The 22,340-nt window shown below is 70.2% G+C and carries 14 protein-coding genes; 11 read left to right on the plus strand and 3 right to left on the minus strand.

Annotated features, from left to right (window positions below):
- Positions 1-298: 298 nt before the first annotated feature.
- The 3 genes from ACTWP5_RS15445 (at position 299) to ACTWP5_RS15455 (ending at position 11,717) form a co-directional block, all read left to right on the plus strand.
- Positions 299-4,354 (plus strand): LamG-like jellyroll fold domain-containing protein, encoded by a 4,056-nt coding sequence (locus ACTWP5_RS15445; protein ID WP_443221515.1) that lies wholly within the window; start codon positions 299-301, stop codon positions 4,352-4,354.
- Between the two features lie 518 nt (positions 4,355-4,872).
- Entirely contained in the window at positions 4,873-11,307 is a 6,435-nt protein-coding gene (locus ACTWP5_RS15450; protein ID WP_443221516.1) for a polymorphic toxin-type HINT domain-containing protein, read from the plus strand.
- An 8-nt stretch (positions 11,308-11,315) separates the two neighbouring features.
- A complete protein-coding gene (locus ACTWP5_RS15455; protein ID WP_443221517.1) occupies positions 11,316-11,717 on the plus strand; it encodes a hypothetical protein in 402 nt (133 codons plus the stop codon).
- A gap of 1,026 nt (positions 11,718-12,743) precedes the next feature.
- Here the strand turns inward: ACTWP5_RS15455 and ACTWP5_RS15460 are convergent.
- Both ACTWP5_RS15460 and ACTWP5_RS15465 read right to left on the minus strand, forming a co-directional pair.
- Positions 12,744-13,658, minus strand: coding sequence for a phosphotransferase family protein (locus ACTWP5_RS15460; protein WP_443221518.1), 915 nt, complete (start codon positions 13,656-13,658; stop codon positions 12,744-12,746).
- Positions 13,659-13,690: 32 nt separating this feature from the next.
- Positions 13,691-15,094, minus strand: coding sequence for a hypothetical protein (locus ACTWP5_RS15465; protein ID WP_443221519.1), 1,404 nt, complete (start codon positions 15,092-15,094; stop codon positions 13,691-13,693).
- A 300-nt stretch (positions 15,095-15,394) separates the two neighbouring features.
- Here ACTWP5_RS15465 and ACTWP5_RS15470 point away from each other — a divergent pair, with 300 nt between their 5' ends.
- Together ACTWP5_RS15470 and ACTWP5_RS15475 are read left to right on the plus strand one after the other, a co-directional pair.
- Positions 15,395-15,829 (plus strand): ATP-binding protein, encoded by a 435-nt coding sequence (locus ACTWP5_RS15470; protein ID WP_443221520.1) that lies wholly within the window; start codon positions 15,395-15,397, stop codon positions 15,827-15,829.
- 294 nt (positions 15,830-16,123) lie between these two features.
- Entirely contained in the window at positions 16,124-17,203 is a 1,080-nt protein-coding gene (locus ACTWP5_RS15475) for a pyridoxal-phosphate dependent enzyme (protein ID WP_443221582.1), read from the plus strand.
- 24 nt (positions 17,204-17,227) lie between these two features.
- On the opposite strand, the gene ACTWP5_RS15480 is transcribed toward ACTWP5_RS15475, so the two are convergent.
- Complete coding sequence (locus ACTWP5_RS15480; protein ID WP_443221521.1) at positions 17,228-18,706, minus strand: peptide deformylase; 1,479 nt, start codon at positions 18,704-18,706, stop codon at positions 17,228-17,230.
- A gap of 178 nt (positions 18,707-18,884) precedes the next feature.
- Between ACTWP5_RS15480 and ACTWP5_RS15485 the strand changes: the two genes are divergently transcribed.
- The 6 genes from ACTWP5_RS15485 (at position 18,885) to ACTWP5_RS15510 (ending at position 22,332) form a co-directional block, all read left to right on the plus strand.
- Positions 18,885-19,040 carry a hypothetical protein gene (locus tag ACTWP5_RS15485; RefSeq protein ID WP_443221522.1) on the plus strand — a complete coding sequence of 52 codons (156 nt, stop codon included), beginning with the start codon at positions 18,885-18,887 and terminating at the stop codon, positions 19,038-19,040.
- Positions 19,037-19,441 carry a 6-carboxytetrahydropterin synthase QueD gene (gene queD / locus ACTWP5_RS15490; RefSeq protein WP_443221523.1) on the plus strand — a complete coding sequence of 135 codons (405 nt, stop codon included), beginning with the start codon at positions 19,037-19,039 and terminating at the stop codon, positions 19,439-19,441. Before ACTWP5_RS15485 ends, queD begins: the two co-directional genes overlap by 4 nt.
- 236 nt (positions 19,442-19,677) lie before the next feature.
- Positions 19,678-20,214 carry a formylglycine-generating enzyme family protein gene (locus tag ACTWP5_RS15495; protein WP_443221524.1) on the plus strand — a complete coding sequence of 179 codons (537 nt, stop codon included), beginning with the start codon at positions 19,678-19,680 and terminating at the stop codon, positions 20,212-20,214.
- A complete protein-coding gene (locus ACTWP5_RS15500) occupies positions 20,211-20,666 on the plus strand; it encodes a DUF6884 domain-containing protein (RefSeq protein WP_443221525.1) in 456 nt (151 codons plus the stop codon). Before ACTWP5_RS15495 ends, ACTWP5_RS15500 begins: the two co-directional genes overlap by 4 nt.
- Positions 20,663-21,217 carry a phosphoribosyltransferase gene (locus ACTWP5_RS15505; protein ID WP_443221526.1) on the plus strand — a complete coding sequence of 185 codons (555 nt, stop codon included), beginning with the start codon at positions 20,663-20,665 and terminating at the stop codon, positions 21,215-21,217. Before ACTWP5_RS15500 ends, ACTWP5_RS15505 begins: the two co-directional genes overlap by 4 nt.
- Positions 21,214-22,332, plus strand: coding sequence for a glycosyltransferase family 4 protein (locus ACTWP5_RS15510; RefSeq protein ID WP_443221527.1), 1,119 nt, complete (start codon positions 21,214-21,216; stop codon positions 22,330-22,332). The genes ACTWP5_RS15505 and ACTWP5_RS15510 overlap by 4 nt, the downstream gene beginning before the upstream one ends.
- Positions 22,333-22,340: the final 8 nt, after the last annotated feature.

The raw sequence follows: 22,340 nt of genomic DNA on the forward strand, positions 1-22,340 counted from the left end.
CGCGGTCTTGCGAACTCGTCGCGTGGCATGAAGATTTCGGGGAGAAATCATGAGGGGTGCGCGTCTTGGTGTGGCGTGCTGCCTGGGGGTGGCCTTGACGGTGGGGCTGCTCGGGGCTGACCCACCGGGCGCTGCGGCGCACGCGACGGCGACGGCGTCGGCGGGTCAGGCGAGGTCGCTCGATGCCGAATCCGCGAGCGACGCCGGTGCCGCTGGCGAGGAGTCCGTCGCGTCGGAGGGGGCGGCGTCGGAGGCGGAAGCGTTTGCCCTGGCGCGCGAGGGTGGCGAGGCGGTCGAGGTGTTGTCGCTGCGGGGGGAGTCCAGGGAGGTCTTCGCGCATCCCGACGGGACGCTGGAGGCGCGCGAGTATCTGCGTCCGGTGTGGACTCGGGAGGATGGGGAGTGGCGGGAGGTCGACACGACGCTGGCGGTCGGGCCCGATGGTGTGGTGGTGCCGGGGGCCACCACGGTCGGTCTGGCGTTCTCCGGTGGTGGTGTTGACGATCCGCTGGTGCAGATGACGCGTGCGGGCCGTGTTCTGGAGTTGAGCTGGCCAGGCAGTCTCCCGGCGCCCGAGCTCGACGGGGCGGAGGCGGTCTACCGGGACGTGCTGCCGGATGTGGATCTGCGGATGGGTGCGACGCCGGACGGCTTCACGCAGTTGCTCGTCGTGCACACCGCCGAGGCGGCCGCGAGCGCGGAGCTGACCGAGCTGACGCTCGGCCTGAGTGCCGAGGGTATGGACGTTCAGGTCACGCCTGAGGGCGGCGTTGAGGCGGTGGATGTGGGCGCGGGGAGTCCGGTGTTCGAGGCGCCCGTGCCGATCATGTGGGACTCCAGCGGCGGTGACACCGCGAGCGGTGGGGCCGTCACGGACTCCGCGAGTTCGGCGGGCGCCGGGGGGCCCGAGCCGTTGACGGACCCGGCCGAGTCGGCGCGCAGGGCCGAGGTGGCGGTGGAGGTGACGGACGACGGGCTGTCCCTCACACCCGACGAGGGTCTGCTGCGCGGGGCGGACACGCAGTTCCCGGTCTTCATCGATCCGCAGTGGCACTCTCCCAAGGCGACCGCGTGGACGATGGTCTCGCGGTACTGGCACGACTCGCCGCAGTGGAGGTTCAACGGCGAGAACAACGCTGGCCTCGGGTACTGCGGCTGGGACTACTGCGCCCCATATGACCTCAAGCGCCTCTTCTACCGCATCCCGATCAACGAAGACTTCGGCGGCGCGGAGATCACCAACGCCGACTTCGTGGTCAGGAACGTGCACTCGGCTTCCTGTACCGCCCGTGAGGTGCAGATATGGCGGACCAAGGGCATCGACTCGGGCACGACCTGGGACACCCAGGACAACGACGCGTTCTGGATCGATCGCCTCGACACCCGCAGCTTCGCCTACGGCTCTGATGAGTGCGCGGCGGCGGACGCCGAGTTCGACGTCACGTCTGCCATGCGGCAGGCCGTGGACAACGACTGGCAGAGCCTGACCTTCGGCATGCGCGCGACCAGTGAGGACGACCGGCTGGGGTGGAAGCGGTTCGCCGACGAGGCGTTCCTGCGTGTCACGTACAACCGGCCGCCGCCCCAGCTCAGGACCAACCAGCTGGTGATGGAGTACGGCGGTCAGTGCCCGTCCCCCAGCGACCCGGCCCGGGTGCGTAGCCGAGGCAAGATCTACGCCACCAACCTCCGGGATCCTGACGGTGACCAGCTCAGGGTACAGTTCCGCGCGTTCTGGGACGCCGGGGACGGGCAGGGAAACATCGTCCGCTGGGAAACCGCGCTGACCACCGGTCAGGGCGACGATTCCCTCGTCGCCGTCAGGCTTCCCACCTCTATGCCCGACAACGGGCGGGTGCAGTGGGAGGCCCGCTCCCATGATGGGAAGCAGTACTCGCCCTGGTCGGGCAGCGGTACTCCACACCGCTGCACGTTCCACATGGACACGACGACCCCTACCGCACCGACGATCGTCTCGCCGGAGTATCCGGCGACCGCCCCGGAGAACCCGCTGGACCCGTGGCATGACGGGGCGGGCAGGTATGGCGACTTCACCTTCGACAGCGCCGCGAGCGACGTGAACCGCTACCGCTACGGCCTCAACGGGGAGCCGCTCACCGCGAACCAGCTCACCACCACGGGCGGCGATCCACGGACGGCTCGGTTGCTTCCGGACGCAGGCGTCAACGTCCTCACCGTGCAGGCTCTCGACACGGCTGGCAACGCCTCGGAGGAGCACTCCTACGTCTTCCGTGTGAGGGCTGGCTCGCCCGAGCGCGTGGTCTGGGACCTGGATGAGGAGGCGGGCGCGAGCAGCGCGCAGGGCCGGGGCGAGCCCTGGAGCGCCGCGCTGACGGGCGACGCCGCGCCTGGTGTCGCCGGTGCGCGCGGCACGGCGCTCCGGTTGGGCGGTGCCGGGGGGCACGCCGTGACGGAGGTTCCGGTGGTGGACACGTCCAAGAGCTTCTCGGTCTCGTTCTGGGCCCGGCTCCCGGAGGCTGGCATCACCGGCTCCGGTACGGCTGTGTCCCAGGCCGGCAAGGTCGGCAACGCCTTCCGGCTGTCCGTGGATCCGGGTAGCGGTGGCTGGTCGTTCTCCCGCACCGGGGCCGACAACAGCAGTGCTGCGGTGACGACGGTGCGGCAGGGCCAGGCGGCAGCGTTGGGCGCGTGGACGCACGTGGTGGGTGTCTACAAGCGGGTCGACGGTGGCCAGCTCCTGCTCTACGTCGACGGGCAGCCGGCGGGTTCCGTCGCGTTCGGCGACTGGTGGGAGGCGCGGGGTACGGTCGCGCTGGGGGCGGCGTTGACTGGTCAGACGGCCGGTGACTTCTTCGCGGGCGAGCTGGACGAGGTCCGCTTCTACGACTACTGGTTGACCGACGCCCAGGTCGCAGCTCTCCATGCCCACGAGGAGATCACCGCCGGCTCGCGGCCGGCCCTCGCGGTCTGGTCCCTGGACGAGCCGGCCGACGCCACCGCCGTGGCCGGGTACAGCCAGCCGTCGCCGGCCGAGGTGCACGGCCAGGTCGCCTTCGGTGGCGAGGGCGTGACGGGCACCGCCGCGTCCTTCACCGCCGGTAGCGGCCACGTGGCCACCACCCAGCCGGTGCTGGACACCTACCAGTCGTTCACCCTGGCCGCCTGGGTGAAGCTCCCTGCGAACAAACCGAACCAGAACATGGTGGTCGCGGCCCAGACCGCCTCCCACAACTGGGGTTTCTCCCTGCTGCACGCGGCGGACGGCCGCGGTTGGACCTTCCGTCGCTGGACCGCGGACGACACGAGCGGGTCGCTCGTGCAGGCCAGCCAGTCGCCGTGCACGGCCAGCGAACCGGACTGCCCCGCGGCGGGGCTGGGAGGTTGGACGCACGTCGCCGGCGTCCATGACATCGACCGGCGCGAGATCCGGCTCTACGTCAACGGCCAACTGGCCGCCTCCGAGTCCTTCACGGGCCTGTGGACCGCGAACGGCCGGGTGACCATCGGCGCGGCCGACCATCGCGACGGCACCACCTCCGGCGAGCTGACCGGCCAGATCGACGACGTCCGCCTGTTCGATCGCATGGCGACGGGGGACGAGGTCTGGCAGCTCTTCCACCAGAACCCGCGCATAGCGGGCCGCTGGCAGTTCGAACAGACTGACGCCGCCGGAACCACCACCCCGGACTCCTCCGTAGCCGGCAACCCCCTGAACCTCAGCGGCGGGCCGGCCGTGGGATCCGGCCGCATCGACGCCAGTGCCCTGCTGCTGGACGGCGTCAACGATCACGCGGCGACCACAACGGGAACCGTCCCGATGGACACGTCGGCCAGCTTCACTGTCGCGGCATGGGCCCAGGCCGCCGCTCTGCCCCAGAACGCGGCCACGCTCGTGAGCGGCGCCGGCAGCACACGGAGCGCGTTCGCTGTGCGGTACGTGCCCGATCCGGCGAGCGGGCGCAACGTCTGGCAGATCGCGCTCGCCGACGACGACAGCGAGGCCGCAACCGTCGTCAGCGTCGACAACACAGAGTTCTCCGACGTCCGGTACTGGAACCACATCGCGTTGGTTTATGACGGCTTCCGCCGGCAGGCCCAGCTCTACGTCAACGGCAGGCTCGACGAGGTGGCCTGCCTCGACGAGACCGACGACGCCTGTGGCTCCGTCTCCTGGGCGAACAACGTCACCACCTTCGACGCCGCCCACTCCCTCCAGGTCGGCCGCGCCCGCACGCCCAGCGGTGCCTGGGGCGAGTACTGGCCCGGCGCGGTCGACGACCTGTGGGCCTTCCGGGGGGCGCTGACCACCGCGCAGGTGGCCTGGCTTGCCACCGGCTACTCCGGTGTCGAGACCGAGATCCCCACCTCATGACAGAGAACCGACGCACACGCGCCAGCACGGACACAACGTGCCACGACGCGAGGACCGAGCCAGCGAAGGAGCCGAGGCACGCGATGAGCGACGACAGAGGGCGGCGACGCCTGGTCCGGGGCCGCAGGTGGCGTGACCGTGTGGCGCTGGGCGCGTCACTCGTGATGGTCGGCACGCTCCTGCAGGCCGTGTCGCTACCTTCTACGGCCTTCGCCGAGGACCACGGGCCGCCACCGCTTCCCGAAGCGAAACTGCCGGTATCCGGCACGGATGGTCTCGCGATCGTCCCCCGCACGCGGGAGGAGGGGCCTCGTGTACCGGAGCGGGCTCCGCGTGCGGAGTGGCCGGGTGCCGGTCCTGCGGAGGTCACGCTCTCTGGAGGGTCAGCGACGACGTTCCGTGCTGGTCGGGCGGGCGATCTTCCCGTGTGGCTGCGGGCAGCCGGTCGGCAGGCCGAGGCTTCGGCGGGCGGTGGTTCGTCCGCCGAGGATCCGCGTGATGTCGCGGCCGAGGTGCGTGTGTTGGACCGCGACGCCAGCCGTGCCGCCGGTGTTGACGGCGTCGTCCTGGTCGTCGAGCAGCAGACGGTCGCCGGCCAGTCCCGGCGCGACACCCCCGTTGACCTGCGCGTCGACTACGCGTCTTTCGCTGAGGCGTTCGGTGGCGGCTTCGGGTCCCGTCTGACGCTCTACCAGCTGCCGGCGTGTGCCCTGGACACTGCCGAGGATCCGGCGTGCCGGACACGCACCCCGCTGGAGGCGGTGAACGACGCCGAGGAGCGGACTCTCTCGGTCCACGATGTGACCCTCGACGGTGCGCAGCCGCTGGTGCTGGCTGCGGCGGCCGACGAGGAGAGCATGGCCAGTGACTACACGGCCACCCCGCTCTCCCCGTCCGGCACCTGGGACGTGGGCCTGAACACGGGGGACTTCACCTGGTCCTACGACATGCCGGTGCCCGAGGTGCCCGGCGGCCTGAAGCCGAACGTCGGCCTGTCCTACTCCTCCGGGTCGATTGACGGCCGCACCGGTGGCACGAACAACCAGTCGTCCTGGGTCGGCGACGGCTTCGAGCTGTGGCCCGGCTACATCGAGCGCCGGTACCAGTCCTGTGCCGAGGAAGGCGTCACCAACGCCGACGGCAACGAGGTCGGCGACCTGTGCTGGGAGTACGACAACGCGTTCATCTCCCTCAACGGCCAGGCCGGCGAGCTCGTCCCCGTCGCCGACAACGAGTGGAAGCTGCAGCGCGACGACGGCACCCGCATCCGTCGCCTGACCGACGCCGCCCGCGCCAACGGCGACAACAACGACGAGTACTGGGAGGTCACCGCCCCCGACGGCACCCGGTACTACTTCGGCTACCACCGCCTGCCCGGCTGGTCGGAGGGCGACGAGACCACCGAGTCGACCTGGACCGTGCCCGTCTTCGGCAACGACTCCGGCGAGCCGTGCCACGCCGCCACCACCGCCGGTTCCTCCTGCACCCAGGCCTGGCGCTGGAACCTGGACTACGTCGTGGACCCCCACGACAACGCCGTCGCCTACTACTACAACCTGGAGCGCAACTCCTACGGCCGCTTCCTCGACTCCGCCGACAACGTCCGCTACATCCGCGGCGGCTACCTCGACCGCATCGACTACGGGCTGCGCAACGGCGACCCCACGACCGGCGACGTCTACGCCCAGCAGGCCTTGGCGCGCGTCGACTTCACCGAGGCCACCCGCTGCCTGAACGAGAACGTCGACTGCTCCACAGCCGCCATCGGTGACAACCAGCAGTACTGGTACGACGTCCCCTGGGACCTGAACTGCGGCGCGTCCGCCACCTGCGACGCGGGCCGCTTCTCACCCACCTTCTGGTCCCGCTTCCGCCTGGAAACGGTCACCACCCAGGTCCTGTCCGCCGGCACCTACCGCTCCGTCGACTCCTGGGAGCTCGTCCCGCGCTGGGGCACCGCCGACATCGACTACCAACTCCTCCTGGACAGCATCCAGCGCACCGGCCACACCGGACCTGTCACCGACCCCACCACCACCCTGCCGCCCACCACCTTCGCCTACGAGCAGTTCGCCAACCGCCTGGACGAGACGGGCGACGGCTACGCCCCCTTCGTCAAGGAACGCCTGACCACGGTCGCGGACGAGTACGGCGGCCAGATCGCCGTTACCTACTCTGACCCCACCTGCACCCCTGGCGACCTGCCGACCCCGCAGACCAACACCACCCGCTGCTTCCCGCAGTACATCGGCGGCGGCGTCGACATCGAACCCGACCTGGAGTGGTTCAACAAGTACGTCGTCACGTCCGTGACCGCCACCGACCGCACCGGGGGCGCACCGAGCCAGGTCACCCGCTACTCCTACCTCGGCGGCGCGGCCTGGCACTTTGACGACGACAACGGTCTCGTCCCGGAATCGGAGAAGACCTGGTCCCAGTGGCGCGGCTACGGCCACGTGCGCGTCCAGACCGGCGGCCCCGACAGCATGCTCTCCCAGCAGGACACCTACTACCTGCGCGGCATGGACGGCGACCGCCAGTCACCCACCGGCGGCACCAAGTCCGTCACCGTCGACCTCCCCGCAGGCGAGGGCGACCCCATCACCGACCACCCCGCCACCGCGGGCTTCGCCTACCGCTCCACCGTCCACGACGGCCCCGGCGGACCGGTGCTGGAACGCTCCGTCTCCCGGCCCTGGCACCACGAGACCGCCAGGGACGTCCGTGACTGGGGCACCCTCACCGCCGACCTCACCGGCACAGCCCGCACCACCACCTGGACCTCCCTCGACCAGGGAGCCGGCCAGGACTGGCGCACGACCCGCGTGGTCAACACCCACGACACCGTCGCCGGCCGCCTCACAGCTGTCGACGACCTCGGCGACGTCTCCACCCCCAGCGACGACCGCTGCACCCGCACCACCTACGTCACGAACGTCGCCGCGAACATGCTGACCTACCCCTCCCGCCAGGAAACGGTCGCCGTCGCCTGCGACGCCACCCCCAACCGGGCCGACGACGACGTCATCGCCGACACCCGCTACGCCTACGACGGCCGCGACTACGGCCGCGTCCCCCAGGCCGGCGACGTCACCGCCACCGCCGTGATCGCCGAACACGACGGCACCACCGCCACCTACCTGGAAACGGGCACCACCTACGACTCCTACGGCCGCGCCCTCACCGTCACCGACCTGACGGCCGACGTCACCGTCACCGGCACCACCCTCACCCGCACTCCGCGCACCGACGGCCGCACCACGACCACCGCCTACAGCCCCGCTACCGGCTTCCCGACCCAGATCACCGAAACCACCCCACCCGCCGACCCCGCCACCCCCAGCACCGCCCAGCGCACCATCACCGGCCTGGAGCCGTTGCGCGGCCTGCCCACCCAGCTCACCGACACCAACGACCGTGTCACCACCCAGACCTACGACGCCCTCGGCCGGCTTCGACAGGTCTGGATCAACATCTCCACGGGCCGCACGCCGCACTACACGTTCAGCTACCGCGTCGCAGAGAACCAGCCCGTCGCAGTCGGCACCCGCAGCCGCAACCACAGCGGTGGCCTCCTTCCCACCAGCTACGTCCTCTACGACGGGTTCCTGCGGGAACGCCAGACACAGGCACCGGGGCCGAACGGCGGCCGGCTGCTGACGGACACCTTCTACGACGAACGCGGCCTGGTCGACCAGACCTTCGCCACCTACTACGCCACCGGCGATCCGGTCCAGACAATCTTCTCGCCGGAGGACGCCCTCGGCATCGAGACCCAGACCCGCCACACGTACGACGCCCTCGGCCGCGAGATCGAGGCACGCCAGATCGCGGGCAACGGCGACGGCGGAGAGGTCCTCGGCATCACCACCACCAGCTACCACGGCGACCGCACCACCGTCATCCCGCCCGAAGGCGCCACCGCCACCACCACACTCACCAACGCCCGCGGCCAGATCACCCAACTGCGCCAGCACCACGAACGCTCCGCCACAGCCCCGTTCGACACCACCAGCTACACCTACACCGGCGCCGGGCTCCTGGCCTCAGTCACCGACCCGGCCGGCAACGAGTGGACCTACACCCACGACCTGCTGGGCCGCACCACCTCCACCACCGACCCCGACGCCGGCACGGTCACCAGCACCTACGACGACCGCGGCCAGCTGACCACCCGCACCGACGCCCGCGGCGAAACCCTCGCCTACGTCTACGACCATCTCGGACGCCAAACCGAACTCCACGACGACACCCCCAACGGCCCACTGCGCGCCGAATGGATCTACGACACCGTCTTCCTCTCCGAAGGCCACCTCGCGAAGTCGGTCCGATATCACGATGGTGCCGCTTACACGTACGAGGTCGACTCCTATGACGAGCAGTACCGCGTCCTCGAGGAGAGCAGGACAATTCCTGACTCCGAAGGTGCGCTGGCTGGCACCTACGGGAGCGTGATCTCGTACTTCGACTCCGGTCTGCTCTCGGGAATCGCCCATGACCCTGTCGCTGGGCTACCCGGCTCGGGCGGGACCTTGGCCTACGAGGACCGAACGCTCTGGCTGAGCCGCACCTACGACGGCCATGTCGACGCCGCGATCACCTACAGTCCGACCGGCGAGCCTATTCAGTACGAGATCCACCAGGGTGAGGGCAGCCTGTCAACGTGGGTGACCAACACCTACGAATGGGGCTCCAGGCGCCTGGCGACCACCGAGGTCAGCCGCGACAACCAGCCGGGCATCGACCGCAGCGAGACCTACTCCTACGACCAGGCCGGCAACGTCCTGTCCATCGCCGACGTCTCCGCCACGGGCACCGACGTCCAGTGCTTTGCCTACGACTACCTGCGCCGTGTCACCGAAGCCTGGGCCCAGGGCCAGAGCGGATGCGCCGCCACCCCCACCGACGCCACCCTCGGTGGCCCGGCACCGTACTGGCACTCCTACACCTACGACGATGTTGGCAACCGCATCACCGAAACCCTCCACGAACAGGACACCACCCGCACCTACACCTACCCCCAGCCCGGTACCCCCCAGGCCCACACGCTCACCTCCATCACGGAGGAAGCCCCGGGCACCACCTCGCTGGAGGAGTACGGCTACGACCCCGCCGGCAACACCATCAGCCGCCAGATCGGCGGCGACACCCAAACCCTCACCTGGGACGCCGAAGGCGAGCTGACCCGGGTCGAGGAAGCCAACGGTGACACCACCGAGTACCTCTACGACGCCGACGGCAACCGCCTCATCGGCCGCACCCCGACCGAGACCACCCTCTACCTCGGCGACCACACCGAAGTCACCCTCCCCGCGGGCTCCACCACACCCGAAGCCACCCGATACACCGACCTCGGCGGCGGCCACACCGCCGTCCAGGAGAACGACGGCGACGTCTACTTCACCCTCGCCGACCACCACGGCACCGGCCAACTCGCCATCGACGCCGAAACCCTCGACCTCACCCAGCGCCGCACCCTCCCCTTCGGCGACCTGCGCGGCGACCCACCCACCTCCTGGCCCGGCACACAGGGCTTCGTCGGCGGCCGCCAGGACACCTCCACCGGCCTGACCCACCTCGGGGCACGCGAGTACGACCCGGCCACCGGCCGCTTCATCTCCCTCGACCCCGTCATGGACCTCACCGACCCCCAACAAATCCACGGCTACACCTACGCCAACAACAACCCCACCACCTACGCCGACCCCACCGGCCTCTTCTTCGACTTCGGCGACTTCTTCGACAACATCGCCAGCGGCGTCGGCAGCGTCGTAGGCACCATCGGAAACAACGGAGGGGGCGGAGGCAGCACCGGGTCCGGCCAGGCCCGCCCACCCGTGACCACCGCCACGAACGCCGTCTGGACCCCCGGAGGAACACACGGCGGCGTCCAACAGATCGGGCTTTGGGGCGACGATTTGCGCCGCGGCACCGACTTTCTTACCGGCTTCATCGGCGGCACCGCCAAGCTCGCCTGGGACATATTCGTCCCTGACCCTGTCGAGACCATAGACGCGTGTCGTGACAACTCGGTCACCCTCGGCTGCGCCACCGCCGGACTTGGACTCCTGCCCATCGGCCGACTGGTCCAGAACACCCTGGACGCCACGCGCGACGCCGTGAGAGCGCGCAACAGATCCGACAACGCGCCCAGCTGTAACAGCTTCATCCCCGGCACCCACGTCCTCATGGCCGACGGCACCACCAAGCCCATCGAGGACGTCCAGATCGGCGACCAAGTCCTCGCCACCAACCCCGAAACCGGAGAAACCACCCCCCGCACCGTCACCGCCGAACTCACAGGCACCGGCACCAAACACCTCACCACCCTCACCATCACCACCGACGACGGCGAACCCGCCACCCTCACCTCCACCACCGAACACCCCTACTGGTCACCCACCCACCAGACCTGGCTCGACGCCCAAGACCTCCAACCCGGCGACCACCTCACCACCCCCAACGGAACCACGGCCAGCATCGCAGCAGCCCGAACCGAAGCCCTCCACAGCACCGTCCACAACCTCACCATCGCAGACGAGCACACGTACTATGTACTCGCAGGCCTTACGCCGGTCTTGGTTCATAACTCCGGTGGATGCTCAAGAGTAGGATCCGTTGATTCCCTGCTAGAAAACCTCGGTGATGATGTAGTTTTCCACTACTCGGATCTAGAGGGCTATGAAGGAATCCTAAGCTCCGGGAGTATTCGCGCGGATCGCAAGGGGCGGACGTACGTTACGCAAGAAATGGTATCTCCCGGCGAAATATATAATGTCCTATTTGCAGGCAACCCGTCCTATGTAGGGAGGGGGGAATTCGTGATTGCACTCCGAGTGCGGGAAGGCGTTTCCCTTCGTGTTGGCGAACAGCCAAATGAACTCATACATCAAGGGTCTCTGAGATTCAACCGGTCCGATATCCTCTATGCTGGCCCGAATCCGTTTGAATAGAAGGTAAAATGCAGGTAGACATAGATCTTGAGGAGCTAGAGACCCTGGCTGCGGCGTTGCTGCGCCTTAAGTTTGGCGACGAGGAACCTGCCGAACCGTATTTCGGGAGCCCTCGACTTGCGACTGCCTATCATCGCATCATCGGCGCGATCATCTCAGAAAGTGAGCAAATGGGAGATTCGCGACGAGTTTCAAGGTGGAGATCTTGGAAGGATTGGTCAAATAGAGGATACGAGCGTGCCATGATTGCACGTTACGCATCAAAATTGGCGCTTTGGGATAGCTGGGATGTCGATCAGAAGATTCAGGTTCTGAAGACCTGTTCCGCGCCCTTTGAGGTAACGGGCGAGGACTTGGAGGAACTCCGCAAGGAAATTGAGGAAATGCGAATCCTCTCAAGAGGGAGATAATTCATCATTCCTCGGATGTCGAAGAGCTTGCCTTGCGTGGGGATCTCGACGCGGCACGAAGTCGGGTCGTATGTGTTGATCTGTGCTCGCACGCGAGACTTCGCTCCTCGTTCTAAAATCCAGCGCATGCGGTCCGCCGTTGAGGTCGTTGCACCTGCCAGTTCTCTCGACAGAAGTTCGCTGGACGTCTGGAGTAGGTACGTGTCGAGGGCATCGTCTCTTTACTGAGGCCGGGAGCCGGGGCGCGGATCGTGATGTCGAATGGGGCGATCATGAACGGAAGTATGAGGATCTCAGTACTGGAGCCTTTACGTGCGGAGGATTGCGGAGCGTGCGGCGAACCGCCATGCAAGGCGGATCTCCGTTGAAATTGCTGAACGTCTCGTGGTCGCTGCAATTGAGGCGGGGGTCTCCCATAAAGGGAATCGCGAATGGCTGACCGAAAGGAAGAGAGATTATCAGAGCTGCTATCTAATTCCGGCGCATGGCGATCGCCTGAGATCATCGAATAATCGATGCATCCTGGTGCTCATAGATCGGAATAATCGGACTGTATGGATGAGTCTGGATGTCAGTCCATGGAAACTTCTAGGACTACCGAAGTTGCGTCGACATGAAACTGTTCGACTGCTGGGCTGGCTGGCCTCGAATAGTCCCGCTGTCCGGTGGGACGGATCTCTAAGCAGTTGATGCTGCGGTCAGCGACGGGCGGAAATGCTTCCCGATCTTAAAACTCGTAACACGATCTTGTGATGCGGTGCTGGTGGCCGTGCCCGGTGTGAGTGTTGAGCTGTCCGTGAGGGTGTGGGCGGCAAGTCGTGGATCGTGGACGACGCGTTCTGGCCGGTGATCGAGCCGATGCTGCCACCGTGACCCGAAGCGGTCACCGGGCCCCGCGACCGGCGGGCGACCGTCGTTGCCTGGGAGGCATCCTGTTCGTGCTGGAACGCCGGGATGATCTGGCAGCAGCTGCCGCTGGTACTGGGTTTCAGTTCAGGCCAGACCTGCTGGTGTAGGTTCGCTGCGTTACAGGATTCGCCAGCGTGCGTCGAGTGCTCTGTCGCGGAGCGCGTCGATTCTGGTGAGTACTTCCCGGATCTTCTCCGGTTCGTGGGATGCCTTTCTGGCGTTCGTGGTGATCATGCGGAGTTCTCGTAGGTCCCGGAGTGTGGGGTAGCCGGGCCAGGTGGTGATGTCCCGACCGTAGGCCTTGGCGAATCGGCGGTGGTGGGCTTCGCCGTGGCCGAAGCGTCGGCAGTGGATCTCGATGGTGACGAGGTCCCATTCGGGCTGGCCCAGGGCGACGCTGTCCCAGTCGCAGAGGACGGCGCCGTCGGCTGCGTGGAGGGCGTTTCGGTGCTGGGGGTCGCCTTGGACGATCGCGGGGGCGCGTTCGTACGTGATGCCGGTGAGGGCGTGTTCGAGGTGGTCGACCTGCTCGTGGAGGAAGGCGAGGGTCGCCGCGTTCAGGATCGACGTGGTGGCGAGAGAGGAGCGGATCGCCGCGCACGGGTCCAGGCTGGGGAGGGGGATTGGTGGGGCGGGGAGGTTGTGGAGGGTGTGGAGTGGCCTGGCCAGGGCCTCGGCGGGGGGTGGGCGGTCGGGTTGGGGGAGGTGGTCCCAGAGGGTGATGGCGTGGCCGTCGACGACGAGGGGCTGGAGGTCGGGCTGGTGGAGGGGGACGGTGGGGAAGCCGAGATCCATGAGCCAGCGGACGAGGGTGACGGTGCGGTGCACCTCGGCGGGGTCGGTGCCGTTCCGGGCGATCTTCACGACGACCGGGTGGTGGGCCAGTCGGAGGACGGCGTTGGTCTGTCCCCGCAGGAGGACGGCTCCTTCGGGGTCGAGGCCGGCGATCGAGCAGGCCCGTCGTAGCAGGTGGAGCATCTGGGCGTGGGTGAAGCCCCCGTGGATCGGGCGAGGGCGGGGGGCGCCGGGCATGGCGCCAGGGTGGAGGACGGGGACGGCTGCTGTCATCTGCCGGATGCGGGAAGGGCGGGGAGGGAGAGGAGCGCGTCGAGTTCGCGGGCGGCGCGGTTTGCGCGAAGGCGTGTGGGGACGGCTTCGATGATGTTGCGGGCGCGGGTGCCGAGGATGGGCGTGCGGTGGCCGGGCGGGACGTCGGTGTAGGCCTGGCCCGCGAGCCGGCACGCTTCGGCGAGGTGGTGCTCGTGCAGCAGGCAGAGCGCCTCGTCGAGGGTGAGGAGGGCGGGGTCGATTCCGCCGGGGTGGGCGCGGTAGAGGTCGAACGCCTGACGGCGCACCTGGCGGGCGCGTTGGTCGAGGCGGAGGTAGGTGAGGGTGCCGCTGAGGTAGAGCAGGAGGCGGCGTTCGGGGAAGCTCCACGCGTCGTTCGCGGCGGCCGGCGCGGCGTGCGCGTACGACTCCTGCGCCAGACGCATCGCCTTCTCGGCGCCGGTCCGGTCGCCGCCACGGGCGCGGGCGCGTGCCTCGGCCGCCGCGGCGAAGGCCGCGGTGGTGGTGGCGCGGCTGCCGTGTTGGGAGAGGAGGCGGGCCTCGTGGGCGAGGCGGACGGCCCGGTCGAGCGGGCCGTAGTAGTAGGGGAGCATGGCGGCCTGGGCGCGGACCTGGGCGCGGAGGTCGTTGTTGCCGCTGTCGTCGGCGGCGGTGCGGGCGGTGGCGTACCAGGCGTCGGCCTGGCGGAGCAGGCCGAGTTTCATCAGGGAGTCGGCGATCAGCGTGGCGAGGATCGCGGTGAGTTCGGAGAGCCGGACCTGTACGGCGGCGGGCTGCCGGTCGGCCGCCAGTCCCCGCACCTCGCGGAGGGCGGCGACGAGTTCGGCGACCATCTGGCCGGGCGGCGTGGTGAGGTACCGCTCGCGGTAGAGGAGGAGCCGCTCGTCGATCAGGTCGAGCTGTCCGCTGGTGACGGTGGCGCTCGCGAGGGTGCGGTCCACCGAGCGGCGCAGGGCGTCCAGCCAGTCGCCCTCCCCGGCGACCGTTCCGGCCGTGGTGGAGGGGGCGGGCTCCGGGAGGAAGGCGGGAGCGGCGGTGGCGCTGCTGGCGGTGGCGCCGTAGTCGCCGGCGGTTTCCAGGCCGAGCGTGCGGGCGTTGGAGCGGTAGAGGCGGCAGAGCAGATCGACCGTCGCGCGCTGGGGCCGGCCCTTTCCCGTTTCCCAGACGCGCAGCTGGTCGGCGTTGACCCGTGGACAGGCGAGGCTCTCGCGCTCGCAGAGCTCGCGCAGCTCCTGGCACGCCTGCGTCAACGTCCATCCCTCCGCCAGGCGGTGGGCGCGCAGCCGTGACACGCCGCAGCAGCGGGCGATCTCGATGGCCAGGTCAGACCTGCTCCACCGTTCGTCCTCGGCCCGCTCGCGCCACCCGGCGGCGCACGCCTTCCCGTGACGACTCGACATCTCATCGCCTTCTCTGTGCCGATCGCGGATGTGTACAGAGCGTAGATGGCTGTGACACGGAGCGGGAGGGAACCGGTGAGCCGGTCACCGGTTTCCCGAGGAAGCGGTGAGTCCGTCTCCGGTGTGCGGCAAACGGTGATCGTCGCTGGTTGAAGAGCCGATTCCATCGGGTCGATGCTGCGCGGCATGACGCACGTCACACGAGCAGCCGGCCATGGTTGTCAGAGCGAACGGGGCGCTGCGCAGGCCGGTCCGCGCCTCCCACGTGTCCTCGGACGCACCAGCGATGAGAACGAACCCATGACACCTCCCGTCGTGAACGAACACGGTGTTCGTCGCTTCGCCGTGACCGTTCCCGCGGAGGTTTCCCAGGCGGCGCGCGTCCGACGACTCGTGGCGGCCCACCTGCGTCACTGGCAGCGGCCGGAGCTCGTCGACGACGGGACGCTCGTCGTGCACGAGCTCTTCGTCAACGCCGTCACGCACGGCAGCCGGGCCGGGGACGAGGTCGTCGTCGAGGGCGAGCTGCGGCAGGCGGAGCTGTACGTCGCCGTCACGGACACCTCCGTCGCGCTCCCGACCACCGACGTCCCGTGCGAGGAGGACGAACACGGCCGCGGCCTGGCCATCGTGGAGGCGCTGGCCGCCTCCTGGGACACCCGGCGCCGAGGAGACCGCAAGGTGGTGTGGGCTGTCATGCCCCTGAACCGCCACCCTGTTCCGTCCCGGTCATGAGATGGCGTGGCGGGAGCAGGCCGTTCGGTCTCCACCACGCGTCCGACGTCAGGAGCCCGGCCCGGCCGGACCGTGCCCACTGCGTCGTCACCTCGCTGGTGACCTTCCTGGCAGCGGGATTCCTGATGGCCGCGATGTGCTGCATGGCCGGTCAGCCGGATGGCGCGGGCTGCGCGCATCGCGACCCAACGTCCTCGGAACGCTGCGTCCCACCCCGAGAACCTGATCGAGAGAGGGCCCTCCTGTGATGTGCGTGCCAACGACCGCCCTACGGACGGGGAGCCACCCGTGAGTGTGACACCGTCTCACGTCCTCAGAGCGGCGGAGAGTCTCCAGGGCGTCGCGTTCCCAACGCCGGTGTTGTCCTCCCCCGCGATCGACCGACTCGTCGGACGCAAGGTCTTCCTCAAGGCGGAGAACCACCAGCGGACGGGGTCTTTCAAGTTCCGCGGCGCCTACTGCGCGGTTCGGTACGCGCAGGCGGCGCGGCCCCGCCTGGCCGGCGTCGTCGCGGCGGCGAGCGGGAACCACGCCCGTGCGTTGGCCGCCGCCGCCCGGCTCCTCGGCGTCAAGGCGGCCGTTGTGATGCCGTCCGACGCCGCCTCCATCAAGTTCCGGGCCGTGTCCGCGCTGGGGACCGAGATCGTCACCCACAGCCCGGCGGGCCAGGACGGCGGAGCCGTCGCCGCGCAGTACGCACGTCTCAAGGGCCTGGTGGAGCTGCCGCCGGGAGAGTCGGTGTCCGTGATCGCCGGTGCCGGCACGGCCGCGCTGGAACTGTGTCGGGACGTCCCGAAGCTGGCGGCCCTGTTCGTCCCGGTGGGCACCGGAGCCCTGGCGGCCGGGTCGGCACTGGCGGCCCTCTCCCAGCACCCGGGCAACCGGGGCACCCGGGTCATCGGCGTCGAGCCGGCGGCCGGTGACGACGTGCGGCGTTCGCTGGCGGCCGGACGGCGGCTGAGCATAGCGGCCCCGGTGACCGTCGCGGACGACCTCCGTCACACCCGACCGGGCGCCCTGCCGTTCATGATCCTCCAGCAGCACCTCGACGAGGTCGTCACCGTCTCCGAGCAGGCCATCGCCGACGCGATGGCGCTGCTGCACCTTCACCTCCACACCGTCGTCGAGCCGTCGGGCGCCGTGGCGTTGGCCGGTCTCCTCACCGCGAGGGTGCGGGTGCCGCGCGGTCCGGTGGGGGTGTTGCTGACGGGCGGCAACGTCGACTGGGGCGTCTACCGTTCGCTGATCGACGCCGCGATGGAACGTGCGGCGCCTCCGGAGCCGCGTCGGCCGCCGACGGCGCCACCGCCGACAGCACAGCCGTCGGCCCGCCCGGGCCCCGACCGAGCCGCCGCCGGCGATCGGCGGCGGTGACGCGCGGTGGTGAGGGGAGGCGTGTCAGCCGTAGCGCCAGTTCTGGCCGGTGCCCCGGTACTCCTCGACCGGGATGGGCTCGACGCCGGGCCGCATCCGGCTGCGGTAGAGGACGCCGTGGAGGTGGTCGACCTCGTGGGCGACCAGCCGGGCCAGGCCGTACTCGAAGCCCGTCAGGCGCGTGCCGCCGTCGAGCTCGGTGTGGGCGACGACGATGCGCAGCGGGCGGGGGACCAGGCCGCGGACGTCGAAGAAGGACAGGCAACCCTCGTACTGCTCGTCCTCCTCGGCGGCCGACTCCGCGACGCTGGCGTTCAGCAGAACGAGCGGCTCCGCCCCGGCCTGTGGCGGGAGGACGACAGCGGCGGAGCGGGGGATGCCGATCTGGGGCGCGGCGATGCCCATGCCCTTGCCGAAGGTGTGCAGGGCCCGGACCCGTTCCACCGCGTCCAGGAGTTCCCGCACGACGCGGCGGGCCTCGTCGGCCTCGGCGGGCAGGTCGAAGGGCCGAGCGGGCTGGCACAGGGCCGGATCGCTGTCCTGGACGATCCCGGCGGCCGACATGGCCGCGCTGGCGGTGGAGCTGGTCACCGGCTCATTGTCGTGGACCACGGCCGCCTCGTCGGCCTTCAACCGCCACTCCAGCCGGTAGCGGGCGTGGAGCGGCGGGTCGATGACGGACCACGAGAAGACCGTCTGGTGGCCGCGCTCGGTGCGGGCCGGGGCGGTCCGCAGGGGAGCGGACTCGGCGCTGAGGGAGTTCTCGGTGCCCCACACGGCGGGCTGGGCCGCGGTCGGGAAGGCGAGCGTCACGCTGAGCTGACGCGTGGGGAGCCGGACGGCGCGCTGGAACCACGGCCCCCACTTGGCGGAGCTGACGGTGTACGCGTAGGCGATCTCGGTCTCCTGACCCGGGTAGAGCGGGAACCGGGCCTGGTCGTTCGCGAACTCCAGCCACACCTCCTTGAACGCGTCCCGGTCGTGCTTGACGCTCCAGGTCATGGGCTCGTCGCCGCAGGAGGCGGACAGGCCGAGCTCCTCCCAGGTCAGTGGGTTCGCGCGGTAGAGGGCGTTGGAGCGGGCAGGGTCGGCGGGGTAGCGGTCGACGGCGATGCGGACGAGGTACCGGGTGACGGGCTCGGTGCCGGTGTTGCGCAGGCGGCGACGCATCCGCAGGTGGTAGACGCCGCCGTCGAAGGACAGCGCCGCGTCGTCGGCCAGGACCAGAAGCCCCGTGGACGTGACGGGTTCGGGCGAGGCCGGCTCCGGCGCGTCGGCCGGGTCGTGGTTCTGCCACGCCGTCCACAGGGCGCCTGCCGCGTTGAGCCTGGCGTCAGCGCGGCGCGCGAGGGCCGCGCTGCCGTGCTCCCGGCCGGCCTCCAGATGGCTGACGTAGGAGGGCGAGACGTTCAGCAGCTTCGCGAGCGCGGCGCGGGTCAGGCCGCGCACCGTCCGCCAGCGCTTGAGCTCGGCCGCGTAGCTTCCCGATTCGGCTGCCGACATCGCTCCGGGCACCCCCCTGGGATTCGCGCGAGGCGTGAGTGAGTGCGCCTCACCGCTGCCTCATCCTGCCCGGCTCCGGCTGACTGATACCAGACGGCGATCCGCCTCTGACCACCCGTAACCGCAGCTTCTTCTCACACCCCGGCTTCCCGGAGGACCCGGGCCTGAAAGGTGACAGATGAACGTGAATGCTCCGCGTCACGCGGTCGTGATCGCACCGGGCGGCGTGCTGGCCGGCTCCGCCGTGGCGTGCCGGCTCGCCGGCCAGGGCAGCCGGTCGACGTCGCTCTCCCGCGACGACGAGCAGCCGCGACCCGCCGGGGCGGAGCGGTGAGCGCCCGCCAGGGGCGGTACCGGATCGGGAAGCGCTTCCGGTTCGAGGCCGCGCACCAGCTGTCCGGGCTGCCCGAGGACCACAAGTGCCGGCGTCTGCACGGCCACTCCTACGCCGTCGAGTTCGTCCTCGCCGGCGACCGCCTGTCCACGCCCGGGTTCGTGACGGACTTCGGCGACCTCGACGTCGTCAGGCGCTACCTGGCCGACCACCTGGACCACCGGGTGCTCAACGACGTGCTGCCGGTCGAGCCGACCTCGGAGAACCTCGCCCGCTTCCTCGCCGAGTGGTTCGCCGAACACGTCGAGCCGCACGTCGGCGGGCGCTTGGAGCGGGTGCGCGTCAGCGAGACGGAGTCCACCTGGGCCGAGTACGAGCCGGTCGAGGAGGCGAGGCCATGAGCGGGTCCCGCGACTCCCTGGTCCTGCCGGGGTGGCACGCGATCGGGTACGGGTCCGGAGACGGCGCCTCGCATGGCGGCGCCACAGCCTGCGGTGAGGGGAAGCCCGTAGGCGAGGAAACACCTGGGCAGGGCCGTCGTTCGCCGGCGGCGCCCCCGCGCGTGTCGGTGAGCGGGGGCCTCGAAGCGCCGCTGGGGAGCGTTCCTGCTGCCCAGGCCGCCACCACCGTAGCGGCGGTGGAGCGCGGCGTTCAATGGGTCCGCGTCCCGGGCGGCCGCCTGGACCGGACCGACTGGTGCCCCGAGACCCGCGTGCCGGACCTGCTCTGGTCGGCGACCCCGGTCACCGAGGAGCGCGGGCGGCGACCGGCCACGGGACTGACGCTCCAGGAGGCCGGGATCGTCGCGCGGCAGCTGGGCGCGCGGTTGCCGACGGCCGCCGAGTGGGAGTGGATGGCCGGAGCCGGTGAGCGCTCGTATCCCTGGGGAGAGGGTGAGCCCTCGCCGGGGCGGGCGAACCTCCGTGGGCTCGGGCCGGGCACGACGACCCCCGTCGGTTCGTACCCGGCGGGCGCCACGCCCGACGGCGTCCTGGACGTGGCCGGCAACGTCTGGGAGTGGACCACCGCGCCGTGGCGACGCGACCGGGTCGCGCTGCTGCGCGGCGGCTCGTACAACTCCCTGTCCCTGTACACCCGCTGCGGACACGCCAACGACGTGCCGCCCGAACTCGTCTCGCCCGGCGTCGGCTTTCGGGTGGTGAGGCCGGCATGAGCGGAGACGTCTCTGCCACCGCCACGGGGCTCGTGATCACCGGCTGCTCCGCCCGCAAGGCCGCGGCCCCGGCCGCCGCCCTCGACCTGTACGAGGGCTGGTGTGTGCCGCTGCTGAGGCGCCTGATCGACGGGCGGCCCGCGCTGCGTGAGCGGGTGGCGGTGCTGTCGGCACGGCACGGGCTGCTGCACGCGAACCAGACGATCGCGCCCTACGACCAACGGATGACGCCGGAGCGCGCCGCCTGCCTTCGTCCGGTGTGCGCCGCGCAGCTGGACCGGGCGCTCGCGGCGCAGCCCGTGGACCAGGCGATGCTGCTGCTGGAGCCCGGCTACGTCGACGCGCTGCCGCCGCTGTCGGAACGCTTCCGCGTCGTCCACTACTTCAGCCGCCCCGTCGAGGACTGGCCGCAGGTCACCGGCCTGCTGACCGGTTGGGGGTGGGGGCGGTGAGCGGGAGCGGAGCGCGGCGCGTCTTCCAGGGCCGCCGGATCTGGCGGCTGAGCCCGGACGACTTCCACCTCGCGGCCCGGCTGCTGGCCGAGGCCGCCGAGCCCGTCGCACCGGAGCTGGTGGTCGGCGTGGAACGGGGCGGGCGGGCCCTGGCCAAGACGCTCGCGCGACTGCTCGGTGTGCCCCACGCCCTGGTCACGGCGCGGCACAACGCCTCCGACGAGCCGGCGTTGCCCGCGACCGGCCGCGTCGATCTCGATCTGACGCCGCTCGGCGGCGGCGGCGGTGTGCCGGTCGCGGGCCGGCGCCTGCTCCTCGCCGACGACATCTGCGGCTCCGGAGCCACCCTCACCGCCCTACGCGGCCGGCTGCGCGAGCTCGGCGACCCCCCGACGTGGAGCGCGACCCTGTGCCGGAACACGGGCGCGGCGGTCCGCCCCACCTGGTGGGTCTGGGACGTCGCCGACTGGGTCGCCTTCCCCTGGGAGCCCCCGCCGTCCGCCGAGACCACTCCGCTGCCCGCCCCCACCCGCCTACGGAGCCAGCCGTGAACATCGCCTTCGTCCTGCTCACCTACAACCGCGACGAGCCCGCCGGCATCGAGCGCAGCATCGCCGCCCTCACCAGCGGGCTGCGCGAGGCCGGCCACCGCTGCATCGTTCTCGCCGCGGGACCGGCCCATCCCGGAGACGGTGACCTCGTCGTCCGGCTCGGTGGCCTCGCGCTGCCGCGCCCCGCGACCGAGGACGATCTGCGTCGTGCCCTGAACGGCGCCGCCGACAGGGTCGCCGACGCGGTCGCTGACGAAGTGCGCGGCCTGCTGGCGCGTCACGGCACGGAGCTGGTGTGCTGGGTGGACGCCGTCTGGGGCCTGGGTTACCTCGCGCCCGCCCCACCGTCCGTCCGCACCGCCCTGATGGTGCGAGTGCTGCGCACCGACGGCCCGATGCACGAGGCCCTCGGCAAGGGGCCTGGAGCGGTCCTGACCAACAGCCCGTTCCTCGTCGAACACGCGACGAGGGCCCAGCTCCCCACCCACGGCTGGCACGCCGTGCTGAACGCCCTGCTCCACCCCGCCGAGCCCGTCCCCGACACCGTCCGAGAACAGCTGCGCCGCCACGGTCCCGTTCGCATCGTCGCCCGCGCCGAGCCGGAGAAGGGCATCGCCGAGCTCCTCCGCGCCCTGCCCGCCACCCCCGGCCGCCGCGTCGAGATCGTGCTGGCCGAAGCCGCCTTCGAGTACTGGACCGGCATGCAACGTGAGGTCATCCACGAGTGCCGGTCCGTCGTCGCCGGCCGTGCCGACGTGGAGATCCTGCCCGCGCTGCCCTGGTCAGGCGTCCAGCCCTTCCTGGCCGGAGCATCCGCCACCGTCGTCTCCTCCACCAGCCCGGAGACGTTCTGCAACGTCGCGGCGGAGGCCCTGTCCGTCGGCACCCCGGTCGTCGGCTACGACCTCGGGCACCTGCCCCGGCTGACCGGCGCGGCGGGCGTCATGGTGCCCCTACGCGAAGGGCCGCACGCCCTGTGGGACGCCGTCCTCCGCCTCCTCGGCGATCCCGACGCGTACGCACGGGCCTGCCGAGCGGCCCCCGGCCAGGTCGCCGAGCACACCCCGCTCGCCGCCGCCCGCGCCTTCCTGCGGGCCACCGCCCCCTCCCGTTGAACCCGAAC

This window comes from Streptomyces sp. 4N509B (assembly GCF_052245655.1).
GTDB lineage: Bacteria > Actinomycetota > Actinomycetes > Streptomycetales > Streptomycetaceae > Streptomyces.

What these genes read in the sequence shown, in the direction of transcription:
- ACTWP5_RS15455 (WP_443221517.1), top strand. Translation starts at nt 11,316, where the DNA reads ATGCAGGTAGACATAGATCTTGAGGAGCTAGAGACCCTGGCTGCGGCG.
- ACTWP5_RS15460 (WP_443221518.1), bottom strand. Translation starts at nt 13,658, where the DNA reads ATGCCCGGCGCCCCCCGCCCTCGCCCGATCCACGGGGGCTTCACCCAC.
- ACTWP5_RS15465 (WP_443221519.1), bottom strand. Translation starts at nt 15,094, where the DNA reads ATGTCGAGTCGTCACGGGAAGGCGTGCGCCGCCGGGTGGCGCGAGCGG.
- ACTWP5_RS15470 (WP_443221520.1), top strand. Translation starts at nt 15,395, where the DNA reads ATGACACCTCCCGTCGTGAACGAACACGGTGTTCGTCGCTTCGCCGTG.
- ACTWP5_RS15480 (WP_443221521.1), bottom strand. Translation starts at nt 18,706, where the DNA reads ATGTCGGCAGCCGAATCGGGAAGCTACGCGGCCGAGCTCAAGCGCTGG.
- ACTWP5_RS15485 (WP_443221522.1), top strand. Translation starts at nt 18,885, where the DNA reads ATGAACGTGAATGCTCCGCGTCACGCGGTCGTGATCGCACCGGGCGGC.
- ACTWP5_RS15500 (WP_443221525.1), top strand. Translation starts at nt 20,211, where the DNA reads ATGAGCGGAGACGTCTCTGCCACCGCCACGGGGCTCGTGATCACCGGC.